The following is an 11,331-nucleotide window of genomic DNA, read 5'->3' as shown; positions in this document are numbered from 1 at the left end:
GTCGGCACCGTCGGATGTGTAAAAGAGCCTTGACCAGCACCAGACCGCCCGCCGCCTGCATCATGCCGGTGTCGAAGCTGTCCTTGCCGGCGATCAGGTGCGGGTGCGACCGCCAGGCGCGGCGGATGCGGGCCACCGCCTCGGCGCGGGAGTCGGGGAGATCCTTGGGGTCGCCGATGCGAGCCATGGCGTAGGCGATGGCGCCCAGCGGGATGCCGATGGTCGGGATGGCGCAGCCGTCGACGCCCCAGGGGGCCTGCGACAGATCCTGGCCGGTCATCTGCTCCATCACGCCCAGGATGCGCTGCTGCACCGGGTGGTCGAAGCGGACATAGCCCTTGGTCGGCTCGCCCTTGTGCAGGGCGGTGGTCAGGAAACCGGCGTGCTTGCCGGAGCAGTTGTTGTGGAAGGCGGTCGGCGTCTCGCCGTGGCGGATCATCTCGTGGGCGGTCTCGGTGTCGGTCGGCAGATGCGCCCCGCACTCGTAATCCTTCACGGTCAGGCCGATGCGCTTGATCCAGGCCTCCGCGATGCGGGTGTGGCGGATCTCGCCATGGTGGGAGGAGCAGGCCAGCGCCAGCTCCTGGTCGCCCAGCTCGTAGGCGTCGAGCGCGCCCGTCTCGACCAGCGGGATCGCCTGGATGGCCTTGATGGCGGAGCGCGGGTAGACCGGCGCCTGGATGTCGCCCCACTGGGCCAGCACGCGACCGTCGGAATCAACGATGCAGGCGCGCCCGCGATGGACGGATTCCACCATGCCGCCGCGCGTCACCTCGACGAGGATCGGCGCCTCCGGCGGTCCGGACAGGTCGGCGTGCCCCTCGGCGGGGGTGTGATGATCGGCGTGGCCGTGGTGGTCACCGTGGCCGCCGCAGCAGGAGGAATGGTCGTGGCTCATGGGTGGAGAGCTTGCCTCTCTCCGGAGCGCGAGGCAAGGTGTCGCACCATCGAATCCGCCGGATCACGCCCTGCGCGGGCCGGAATTACGGATGATCGGAACGACGAGTGATTGTGCAAGCCATGCGTGGATATTTCGCCATCGGGGTGGAGCGGATCAGCAAGCCGGGCAATGTCGGCAACCTGATGCGCTCCGCCCACGCCTTCGGCGCCTCCTTCTTCTTCGCCATCGACCCGGAACCCGACCTGCACGAGGCCCGCATCGTCGATACTTCGGGTGCCGCGGAGCATCTGCCGCTCTACGTCTACGACCGGGTCGCCGATCTCGCCCTGCCCAAGGACTGCCAGCTCGTGGGCGTGGAACTGACCGAGGACGCGGTGGAACTGCCCAGCTTCCGCCACCCGACCCGCGCCGCCTATGTGCTGGGGCCGGAGCGCGGCAGCCTGTCCGAACCGCTGCTGGAGCGCTGCGACTTCACGGTGAAGATCCCGATGAAGTTCTGCATCAACGTCGGTGTGGCCGGCGCATTGGTCATGTACGACCGGATGATCAGCCTGGGCCGCTTCGCCGAACGCCCGGTGCGCGTCGGCGGCCCGACCGAGCCGCTGCGCGATCACCAGCACGGCCGCCAGATCATGCGCAACCCGGAACGCCGTCGTCGCATGCGCGGCATCCAGAAGCCGGTGATCGTCCGCGACGACGAATGATGTCGTCCGCGGCGACGGATGATCCGGCTCAGAACTTCACGAACGGATTGAGGATCAGTCCCAGCGCGCCGGTGAAATGAAGCGGCGCGTCGGTCACCGCCAGACACAGGCAGCCCTCCTCGTCGGCCACCGGGCGGTGGCGCACGGAGTCGTCGGCGACGGACAGGTCGCCGCGGGCGAACTGGCCCAGATCGTCGGTGAAGCCGCCGTCCAGCACCAGCGTCAGCTCGATTCCCCGGTGGGTGTGGTGGGGCGGCCCGACGCCGCTCGCCAGCCGCATCAGCCGGGCCTTGCCGCGGCGTTCGGAGTCGTAGCCGGAGCCGGACCCCAGCGGGATGTCGTAGCAGTCCATGCCGCGCATCAGCCGCTTCCAGGGCAGGCGCGACAGGTCGTTGCCGACGTAGCGGCGCAGCGGTTCGGGCAGCAGCGGCACTTCGGCCGGCTGGCAGACCAGTTTCGGCCGGGGCACGCGGGGCAGGGCCGGCAGGTCGTCCAGCCGGGCCAGCACCGTCTCCAGGCAGGCGGGGTCGACCTCCTCGGGCTCGATGCTCTCCAGCAGGGCGCCGCCGACCGCCTCCATCTCGGCGACGTTCAGGCGGCAGCAGGGGCACAGCGCCAGATGGGTCGCCACGATCAGCGACGCCGCCTCGCCCAGAGCGCCGCCGGCATAGTCGATCAGCAGGGTGTCGCCGGGATGGTGGGTGGGCACGGTCATCGGGAGTCCCTCATGGCCTTGCGCAGCCGTTCCATGGCCAGCCGCAGGCGCGACTTGACGGTGCCCAGCGGAATGCCCTGTTCGGCGGAGATCAGGCTGTGCGGCTTGTCCTCGAAATAGGCCAGGCGCAGCAGGTCGGCCTGCTCCGGCGGCAGGGTCCTCAGCGCGGCCCGCAGCCGTCCCGCGGTCTCCTGCGCCGCCACCCCGTCGTCGGCGCTCTCCATCGGGTCGGGCACCAGCGTGGGGTCGGCGGGGTCGATCTCGGGTCGCTGTTCCCGCCGCAGCGCGTCGATCCGCCGGTTGCGGGCGATGGTGAACACCCAGGTGGCGGCGGACGCCTGGGTCGGGTCATAGATTTCCGCGCGGCGCCACACCAACAGCATCACGTCCTGCACCAACTCCTCCGCACCGCCCGCGTCGCATCCCTGGCGGCGCAGATAGGCCTTCAGCCGCGGGGCGAAATGGCCGAACAGCGCCGCGAAGGCCGCGCGGTCGCGGTCCCGCCCGACCGCGGTCAGCAGTTCTTCGAAGGTCCGGTCGGTGCCGGCGGCTGGGGAACCAAGATCCTGCATCCACGTCTTCGGGCACGTCTTCGGGGGCACCGTCTCTGCGCGCATGGGCTTTGCGCAAGATGGCAAGCCCCGCAACACATGGTGCGCGGAGCGCCTCGCTGCAAAGCGTGTTTGGCGCTCCCCCGTGTCCTGTGCAGAGTCGTCTGCTCGGGCGGCCAAGGGTGTCATGGGTTGTCTGCGGCGTTCCGTCGGGCGTTGGACTGGAGGTTCGATGGGCCTTCTACGCGCCCCGTTGCCCATCGGATCACTGGGTTTCGATACGAAATCGAGCGATCGATTGCAGGACCCCCCGTCGGAACAACCCGTGACTTCGCCGCCGGGATGGGGCGGCGGCCCTGGAAAGCCTCACCGAATTGGGGTAGGGTCCGACCCATTCCCGAACCCGTCCGTGAAACCATTCGAGCCTTCGCCAACCGATGTTGCCCATCCGCACCATCCGTCGCACCGCCGGCGCCGCTCTGCTTCTGGCCGGTCCGATTCTCGCCGCCGCCGTTACCATGGGCACGGTCACCACGGCCGCCGCCGCCGACCCGCGCCTGCTGGGGACCTTCAAGGACTGGAACGCCTTCGCCTTCGACGAGGGCGGGCACAAGGTCTGCTACATGTCCAGCCAGCCCAAGAAGAAGGAACCCGCCGCGGCCAAGCGCGGGGACATCTATGTGCTGGTGACCCACCGCCCGGCGGAGAAGGCTCTGGACGTCGTCAGCGTCGTCGTCGGCTACCCCCTCAAGAAGGACAGCGAGTCCACGGTGGATGTGGCCGGCAAGTCCTTCAAGCTGTTCACCGACGGCGAGACCGCCTGGGCGCGCGACGCCGACACCGACAAGGCCGTCACCGCCGCGATGCGCGACGCAAAGGGCAAGTCCATGGTGGTGAAGGGTGTTTCGGCCCGCGGCACGAAGACCACCGACACCTACGGCACCGACGGCTTCGCCCAGGCTTACGACGCCATCAACCAGGCCTGCGGCGTGAAGCGCTGAGCAGCGCTGCCCGTTTCACTTGGCCGTCCCGCGTTTCGTCTTTTGACTCCGGACGCTCGTGGCCCTATTTAGGGGGCCATGAGCGCCTCCAACCATGCTGCTGCCTTTGCCCTGCCGGCGACCGACGCTGACGGGCGCAAGAACCTTGTCGGCCTGTCCCGCGACGAGCTGGAAGCCGAAATGCTGTCCGTCGGCCTGGAGAAATTCCGGGCCCGCCAGCTCTGGCACTGGATCTACCACCGCGGAGCGACCGACTTCGCGGTGATGACCACGCTCGCCAAGCCGGTGCGCGAGAAGCTGGCGGAGAGCTACGCCGTGGCCCGCCCGACGGTCGTGCGCGACCTGAAGTCGGTGGACGGCACGCGCAAGTGGCTGCTGCGGATGCCCGACGGACAGGAGGTGGAGAGCGTCCACATCCCCGAGGAGGACCGCGGCACGCTCTGCGTCTCCTCGCAGGTCGGCTGCACGCTGACCTGCCGCTTCTGCCACACCGGCACGCAGCGTCTGGTGCGCAACCTCGACGCCTCGGAGATCGTGGCGCAGGTCATGCTGGCCCGCGACGCGCTCGGCGAATGGCCGGCGCCGCCGGACGGGCGGATGATCTCCAACATCGTCATGATGGGGATGGGGGAGCCGCTCTTTAACTACGAGAATGTCGCCAAGGCGCTGAAGATCGTCATGGACGGCGACGGGATCTCGATCTCGAAGCGCCGCATCACGCTCTCGACCTCCGGCGTCGTCCCGGCCATGAAGCGCTGCGGCGAGGAGCTGAACGTCAACCTCGCCGTCAGCCTGCACGCCGTGACCGACGAGCTGCGCGACATCATCATGCCGATCAACCGGAAATACCCGTTGAAGGAGCTGATGGACGCCTGTCGCAATTACCCCGGCCTGAACAACGCGCGGCGCATCACCTTCGAATACGTGATGCTGAAGGGCGTCAACGACAGCCCGGCGGACGCCCGCGCCCTGGTCAAGTTGCTGGAAGGCATCCCGTCGAAGATCAACCTGATCCCCTTCAACCCCTGGCCGGGCGCCCCCTACGAGCGTTCGACCGACCGGGCGATCCAGGTCTTCGGCGACATCGTCAACAACGCCGGCTACGCCAGCCCCGTCCGCACCACCCGCGGCGAGGACATCATGGCCGCCTGCGGCCAGTTGAAGAGCGCGTCCGTCCGCCTGTCCGCCGCCGACCGCGCCGCCATCGAGAAGGTGCTGGCCGAGAAGGACGCGGCGCTGGCCGGATAAGGCCGGATCTATTCCTGGGAGTGCTCCGTGCCTGAGTTCGCCGTCGATCCCGGCCTGATCCTGTTCCTGTTCAACGCCGCGGCGGTCTGGCCGCTGATGCGCATCTTCCGCCGGGCGGGCTTCTCGCCCTGGTGGGCGCTGGTGATCTTCGTGCCGGTGATCGGGCTGGTCGGCGTGCTGGGGCTGCTGACGATGCGGCGCTGGCCGGCGCGCGTCCTGGTCGACGGGCCGGCGCGGCCGCGCAAGGCGCGGAGGGCCGCGTGATGGAGATGCTCGAGTCCGTCGTCGCCCTGCTCAACGCCGTCTACTGGCAGCCCTGGGCGGCGATCATGTCCACCGACCCGTGGACGGCGAACCTCGTCATGGCGATCCTGCTGATGCTGAAGCTGATCTTCGGCGGCTGGGTGCTGGCCAAGGGCGGGCGCAGCCCGCTGTGGGCGCTGGTCCTGCTGATCAACGGGGCGGACATCCTGGCGATGTGGCTCTACGCCTACATCCGCTGGCCCTTCGTGGACCGGGCGCCCGCCCGCCCCGCCGCGGAGAGCACCGTTGCGGCCGACGCCGGGACGGACTGAGCGTAGGGCGGTCGCCCGAATGCCAAGCGCTGAAGACGCGGGCAAGATCGACACGGATTTCACGGATCACGACCGGATTTCACGGAGCCGATCGGCCCGATGAGTCCGGCTCGCGGCTGGAACGGGAAAGTCCGTGCAATCCGTGTTCAAATCCGTGAAATCCGTGTCGATCTTGCCCCCGACCGGGCGGCGTCCCCTTCGAGCGATTGCCTTGGGACCGAGCGGGACCGATTGATTCGCATCGGTCGTAGGGCTACTGTCCGGCACCGATATTTTTCCCCACCCGCGTGAGTAGTCCCATGAGCGGTGCGTCCGGCAAACAGATCAAGAAAGTGGTGCTCGCCTATTCGGGCGGCCTCGACACCTCGGTGATCCTGAAGTGGCTCCAGGAAACCTATCAATGCGAGGTGGTGACCTTCACCGCCGACCTCGGCCAGGGCGAGGAGCTGGAGCCGGCGCGCAAGAAGGCCGAGCTTCTGGGCATCAAGCCGGAAAACATCTTCATCGACGACCTGCGCGAGGAATTCGTGCGGGACTTCGTGTTCCCGATGTTCCGCGCCAACACCCTCTATGAGGGCACCTACCTGCTCGGCACCTCGATCGCCCGGCCGCTGATCGCCAAGCGCCAGATCGAGATCGCCAACCAGGTCGGCGCCGACGCCGTGGCCCACGGCGCCACCGGCAAGGGCAACGACCAGGTCCGCTTCGAGCTGGGCTACTACGCGCTCCGCCCGGACATCAAGATCATCGCCCCGTGGCGCGAGTGGGACCTGAACAGCCGCACCCGGCTGATCGACTACGCCGAGAAGAACCAGATCCCGATCGCCAAGGACAAGCGCGGCGAGGCCCCGTACTCGACCGACGCCAACCTCCTGCACATCTCCTACGAGGGGAAGGCGCTGGAGGACCCGTGGGTCGAGCCGTTCGAGGACATGTACACCCGCTCCGTCGCCCCGGAGAAGGCCCCGGACACCCCGACCTACGTCGAGGTCGAGTTCAAGCGCGGCGACGCCGTGGCGATCGACGGCAAGGCCCTGTCCCCGGCGGCCCTGCTGACCGAGCTGAACCGCCTGGGCGGCGAGAACGGCATCGGCCGCCTCGACCTCGTCGAGAACCGCTACGTCGGCATGAAGTCGCGCGGCGTGTACGAGACGCCGGGCGGCACCATCCTGCTGGCCGCCCACCGCGCGATGGAGAGCATCACGCTCGACCGCGGCGCCGGCCATCTGAAGGATGAGCTGATGCCGCGCTACGCCGAGCTGATCTACTGCGGCTACTGGTTCAGCCCGGAGCGTCTGGCGCTCCAGGCGCTGATCGACCAGACCCAGGAGCCGGTGAACGGCGTGGTCCGCCTGAAGCTGTTCAAGGGCAACGTCACGGTCGTCGGCCGCAAGTCGCCGAACAGCCTCTACCGCATGGACTATGTGACGTTCGAGGAAGACAGCGTCTACAACCAGAAGGACGCGGAAGGCTTCATCAAGCTGAACGCGCTCCGCCTGCGCCTGGGCGCCATGGCCCGCGCCAACGTCAAGTAAGCGCGCGACCATTCCGGATGTGGAACGAGGGGGCTTCGGCCCCCTCGTTTCGTTTTGGGAATGGCCGTGGGGCGGCGCTCACGCCGCCCGGATGTTGACGAGGAAGCGCTCGACCTCCAGGCGGAGCGTTTCCGCCTGCCGGCTGAGCTCCTCGGCCGACGACAGCACCTGGGAGGCCGCCGACCCGGTCTCGACCGCGGCCTGATGAACCTGGACGATGCTGCCCGAAACCTCCGTCGTGCCGTGGGCGGCCTGCTGGACGTTGCGGGCGATCTCTCCGGTGGCAGCACCCTGCTCCTCCACCGCGGCGGCGATGGTGGTGGCGATGCCGTTGATCTCGCCGATCGTCCCGCCGATGGTCTTGATGGCGCGGACGGTTTCGGTGGTCACCCCCTGGATCGTCTGGATCTGGGTGGCGATCTCCTCGGTCGCCCTGGCCGTCTGGTTGGCCAGCGACTTGACCTCCGAGGCCACCACGGCGAAGCCCTTGCCGGCCTCCCCGGCGCGGGCGGCCTCGATGGTGGCGTTGAGCGCCAGCAGGTTGGTCTGGTCGGCGATGGCCTTGATGAGCCCGACCACCTCGCCGATCTTCTGACCGGCCTCCGCCAGCCCCTGGACCGTCTGGTCGGTGCGGGCCGCCTCCTCCACGGCGTTGCCGGCGATGGTGGTGGAGGTCGCGACGTGGCGGCCGATCTCGGTGATGGAGGCGGACAGCTCCTCGGTGGCCCCGGCGACCGCCTGGACGTTGGTGGTCGCCTGCTCCGACGCGGCGGCGACCGTCGAGGCCTGCCGGCTGGTCTCCTCGGCGGTGGACGACATGGACTCCGCGGTGGCGCGCATCTCGGTGGCGGCGGAGGCCAGCATCTTCAGCGTCGCGTGCACCGTGCTGTCAAAGCCGACGATGTAGTTTTCCACGAGCGCCTGCCGGGCTTCCTTGCGGGCCTGCTCCTGGCGCTGCTCCTCCTCCATCCGGCGGTTCGCGACGGCGGAGTCCTTGAACACGGCCAGCGAGCGGGCGAGCGTGCCCACCTCGTCCTTCCGGTCCGTGCCGTCGACGGTGATGCCGAGATCGCCCCTGGCGAGGCGCTGCATGAGTTCGGCCATGGCGCGCAGTGGGCCGACCACGCGGAACAGCGTCGTCGTCACCGCAAAGGCCGCAGCCAGCACGCCGAGCAGCACCGCGATCCCCAGAATCCAGCGGGAGGTGTCGTAAGCGGCGTTGGTCCGCCCATACTCGGCCTCGGCCTCCTTCAACTGCAGGTCGACCAGCTTTCCGACGGCCGCCGCCACCGGGTCGATGCCGGGGTAGAGGGTGGACACCGCGAAGGCGTCGAGCGCGGCCTGATCCCTGGCCTGCATCAGCGCGCGGGCGGTCGTCGCGGCGGCGCGCGCCTTGCCCATGTGGCGCTCGGCCTCGTTCGCCAGTTCCTTTTCGCGGGCGTTCATCGAGGTGGCGGTGAAGGCCGACCAGCGCGTCGTGATCTCGCCGAGCGCGGCGTCGATGGATTTGAGACCGCCCTCCCACGTCTCGGCGCCGCCGCGCACCTTGTGTGTGGTGTCGACGATGTTGACGGCGAACATGTCGGAGACGACCTTCAGGTCACGCAACGGGACGACGCGGTCCTTGAACACCGTCTCCATGCCCCGGTGTGCCTGCCCCAGGGCCAGCCAGCCGGTGGCCGCGATCGCGAAAAGAAAGAAGCACAGAACTGAGAGGGCAACCAAAAGGCGTGCTTTGACCGTAGACATCGGCTCGTTCCACGATGCGTTGACGTTGCAGATCATTGCATCGTGGGTGATACATATTAATATTGGGCTACATTTTAACGAAAATATATTTTGTCAAAAAGTAACATTTCTCGTTTTTGAGCGACACCGCCATGGATGTCATAACGGTGTTCTGCTCCGAACGGCGCCAAATGTCCCGGCCTATCATCAAGCAGAAATTGCAAGAAGGCGAGGCCCCGGTCATCCCTCCAGCTTGAAGCTCCCGTCCTCGCCCAGCGCGGCGAAGGGGTTCCAGGCGACTTCCCAGGGATGGCCGTCCGGGTCGGCGAAGTAGCCGCTGTAGCCGCCCCAGAAGACGTCCTGCGCCGGCTTCAGGATGCGCCCGCCGGCCCGCTCGGCCTGGGCCATCACCGCGTCCACCTCCGCCTTGCTGCTCAGGTTGTGGGCGAGCGTGATGCCGCCGAAGCCCGAGGTCGGGCCGGACTCCGCCAGATGCGCGTCCTCGGCCAGCGCCTCCCGCCCGAACAGGGCGAGCGCGATGCCGCCAAGCTGGTAGAAGGTGATGGCGTCCTGGCTGACCGGGGAGGGGGTCCAGCCCAACCCCTCCTCGTAGAAGCGGCGACTGCGCGCAAGGTCGGCGACGCCCAGCGTGATCAGGCTGACTCGCTGTTCCATCTCAGGCCTCCTTGCGTTCCGTGGCGGGTGGCATGACGACGGGCAGCCCGGCCTCCTTCCAGCCCTTGAAGCCGCCTTCGAGGTGGCAGACCTTCTCCAGCCCCATCGATTGCACGGTGTCGGTGGCGAGCGCCGAGCGCCAGCCGCTGGCGCAGTAGAAGACGAAGCGCTTGCCCGACGCGAAGACCGGCTTGTGATAGGGGCTGTCCGGGTCCACCCAGAACTCCAGCATGCCGCGGGTGGCCGGGAAGGCGCCGGGGATCATGCCGTCGCGCGTCAATTCGCGCGGGTCGCGGATGTCCACAAAGACCACATCGGGGTCGCCGTGCAGCGACAGCGCCTCCTGGGGCGTGATCGTCTGGATGCGGGCGTTCGCTTCGGCCAGCAACTCCTTGTAGCCCTTCTGCATCGGCATGGCGGTTTCCTCCATCAATTTTGACGCTTTGGCCGTAGTCGAACCCTTGGCGGGACCGTTGGCGTGTCTGCGCTGTTGTCACTCCACGCAACTGTGCAACAGGCCGCCCCGCCCGGTCCACCGGGAAGGGCGGCCGGTGCAGGGGGAGCCCAGGGAAAGCCATGCCGATCGCCACCGACGGACCCACCGAAGCCGCTGCCTTGCCCGCCGTCATCGATCCCGTCCGCGTGGAGCGGAACGAGCGCTATGTCCGCCGCCGCTTCTGGAACACGCTGCGCGCCAATCTGCACCGTATTCCCTTCCTGGAGCAGGCGCTGGCCGCCTTCTTCTGCGCCACCGACCCGCAGACGCCCTTCAAGGCGAAGGCGATCCTGATGGCGGCGCTGGCCTATTTCGTGCTGCCCGCGGACTCGATCCCGGACTGGCTGGTCGTGGTCGGCTTCGCGGACGATGCGGCGGTGCTGGCTACGGCCGTCCATGCGGTGCGGAGCAATCTGAAGCCGGAGCATGAGGACCGCGCCCGCGCCGCCCTGCGCAAGGAGCAACAGATGAAGCCCCCGCCGGATGATGCTTCCGGGATGAAGCCCGCCGGGAACGGCTGACGGCTTATGCCTTGGCCGCGCTCCGCTCGGCGCGTGACTGCGCCGCGTCGCGATGCGCGGTGTAGAGGGCGGAAGCCGCGATCACCCCGGCGCCGACCCAGCCCCAGAGGTCCATGGCCTCGCCGAACAGCGGCCAGGCGAGCAGGGCGGTGAAGGGCAGGCGGGCGTAGTCGTAGGGCATCATCGCCGAGGCCGGCGCCAGCTTGAAGGCGCGGGTCATCGCCAATTGTCCGAGCGTCAGCACCCCGCCCAGCAGGACGAGCCAGCCGAGCGCCGTCCAGCTCGGCCACTCCCACACGAACAGGGCCGGCACCAGCGCCATCGGGGTCAGGAACAGGCCCATGTAGGCGACCACCACCATCACCCCGTCGGAGGTCGCCAGCGCCCGCACCTGGAGCGTCGTGGCGGCGGCGGCGACGCAATGCAGAAGCATGACGAGGATCGCCGGGTCCAGGGTGGTGTCGCCGGGGCGGACGACGATCATCACGCCGGCCAGCCCGACCAGGACGGCGGCCCAGCGCCGCGCCCGAACCGTCTCGTTCAGGAACAGCGCGGCCCCGGCGGTGACGAACAGGGGAATGGTGAAGCTGAGCGCCGTGGCGTCCGGCAGCGGCATGTGGGTGACGCTGTAGAACCAGCACAGCATCGCCACCAAGCTGGTCGCCGAGCGCGAGGCGTACA

The 11,331-nt window shown here is 68.4% G+C and carries 14 protein-coding genes; 7 read left to right on the top strand and 7 right to left on the bottom strand.

Annotation, left to right across the window (positions count from 1 at the left end):
* On the bottom strand, positions 1-898 hold an 898-nt coding region (locus GBZ26_RS20820), incomplete at its 3' end, for an asparaginase (RefSeq protein WP_174440479.1).
* 122 nt (positions 899-1,020) lie between these two features.
* Between GBZ26_RS20820 and GBZ26_RS20815 the strand changes: the two genes are divergently transcribed.
* Positions 1,021-1,605 carry an RNA methyltransferase gene (locus GBZ26_RS20815; protein ID WP_174440478.1) on the top strand — a complete coding sequence of 195 codons (585 nt, stop codon included), beginning with the start codon at positions 1,021-1,023 and terminating at the stop codon, positions 1,603-1,605.
* A 28-nt stretch (positions 1,606-1,633) separates the two neighbouring features.
* Here GBZ26_RS20815 and GBZ26_RS20810 read toward each other — a convergent pair whose 3' ends face one another.
* Positions 1,634-2,320 carry a ChrR family anti-sigma-E factor gene (locus GBZ26_RS20810; RefSeq protein ID WP_174440477.1) on the bottom strand — a complete coding sequence of 229 codons (687 nt, stop codon included), beginning with the start codon at positions 2,318-2,320 and terminating at the stop codon, positions 1,634-1,636.
* Positions 2,317-2,892 (bottom strand): sigma-70 family RNA polymerase sigma factor, encoded by a 576-nt coding sequence (locus GBZ26_RS20805; RefSeq protein ID WP_174440476.1) that lies wholly within the window; start codon positions 2,890-2,892, stop codon positions 2,317-2,319. Before GBZ26_RS20805 ends, GBZ26_RS20810 begins: the two co-directional genes overlap by 4 nt.
* A 416-nt stretch (positions 2,893-3,308) precedes the next feature.
* Between GBZ26_RS20805 and GBZ26_RS20800 the strand changes: the two genes are divergently transcribed.
* From GBZ26_RS20800 to GBZ26_RS20780, 5 genes are all read left to right on the top strand, one after another.
* Positions 3,309-3,872, top strand: coding sequence for an invasion associated locus B family protein (locus tag GBZ26_RS20800; protein WP_174440475.1), 564 nt, complete (start codon positions 3,309-3,311; stop codon positions 3,870-3,872).
* Positions 3,873-3,950: 78 nt separating this feature from the next.
* Positions 3,951-5,120 carry a dual-specificity RNA methyltransferase RlmN gene (rlmN, locus tag GBZ26_RS20795; protein ID WP_145683340.1) on the top strand — a complete coding sequence of 390 codons (1,170 nt, stop codon included), beginning with the start codon at positions 3,951-3,953 and terminating at the stop codon, positions 5,118-5,120.
* A 27-nt stretch (positions 5,121-5,147) separates the two neighbouring features.
* Positions 5,148-5,384: a DUF805 domain-containing protein gene (locus GBZ26_RS20790; RefSeq protein WP_094301545.1), complete on the top strand. Its 237-nt coding sequence runs from the start codon at positions 5,148-5,150 to the stop codon at positions 5,382-5,384.
* Complete coding sequence (locus GBZ26_RS20785; protein WP_174440474.1) at positions 5,384-5,695, top strand: hypothetical protein; 312 nt, start codon at positions 5,384-5,386, stop codon at positions 5,693-5,695. Before GBZ26_RS20790 ends, GBZ26_RS20785 begins: the two co-directional genes overlap by 1 nt.
* A gap of 299 nt (positions 5,696-5,994) precedes the next feature.
* Positions 5,995-7,230, top strand: a complete 1,236-nt coding sequence (locus tag GBZ26_RS20780) for an argininosuccinate synthase (protein WP_035669763.1) — start codon at positions 5,995-5,997, stop codon at positions 7,228-7,230.
* A gap of 78 nt (positions 7,231-7,308) precedes the next feature.
* Here the strand turns inward: GBZ26_RS20780 and GBZ26_RS20775 are convergent, their stop codons facing one another.
* The 3 genes from GBZ26_RS20775 to GBZ26_RS20765 form a co-directional block, all read right to left on the bottom strand.
* Positions 7,309-8,979 (bottom strand): methyl-accepting chemotaxis protein, encoded by a 1,671-nt coding sequence (locus GBZ26_RS20775; RefSeq protein WP_222069990.1) that lies wholly within the window; start codon positions 8,977-8,979, stop codon positions 7,309-7,311.
* Positions 8,980-9,198: 219 nt separating this feature from the next.
* The gene (locus GBZ26_RS20770) at positions 9,199-9,633 is read right to left on the bottom strand and encodes a VOC family protein (RefSeq protein ID WP_174440472.1); all 435 of its coding nucleotides are present in this window, start codon (positions 9,631-9,633) and stop codon (positions 9,199-9,201) included.
* A 1-nt stretch (position 9,634) separates the two neighbouring features.
* On the bottom strand, positions 9,635-10,048 hold the full coding sequence (locus tag GBZ26_RS20765; RefSeq protein WP_211104872.1) for a rhodanese-like domain-containing protein: 414 nt from the start codon (positions 10,046-10,048) through the stop codon (positions 9,635-9,637).
* A 161-nt stretch (positions 10,049-10,209) separates the two neighbouring features.
* On the opposite strand from GBZ26_RS20765, the gene GBZ26_RS20760 reads away from it, so the two are divergent.
* Positions 10,210-10,650 (top strand): YkvA family protein, encoded by a 441-nt coding sequence (locus GBZ26_RS20760; protein ID WP_174440471.1) that lies wholly within the window; start codon positions 10,210-10,212, stop codon positions 10,648-10,650.
* Between the two features lie 4 nt (positions 10,651-10,654).
* On the opposite strand, the gene GBZ26_RS20755 is transcribed toward GBZ26_RS20760, so the two are convergent.
* Positions 10,655-11,331, bottom strand: a 677-nt coding sequence (locus GBZ26_RS20755; protein WP_174440470.1) for a DMT family transporter, incomplete at its 5' end; no start/stop codon positions are given.

The sequence above is a fragment of the Azospirillum formosense genome (assembly GCF_013340925.1).
GTDB classification, from domain to species: Bacteria; Pseudomonadota; Alphaproteobacteria; order Azospirillales; family Azospirillaceae; genus Azospirillum; species Azospirillum formosense.
This window is presented reverse-complemented; position numbering and strand designations above follow the sequence as displayed.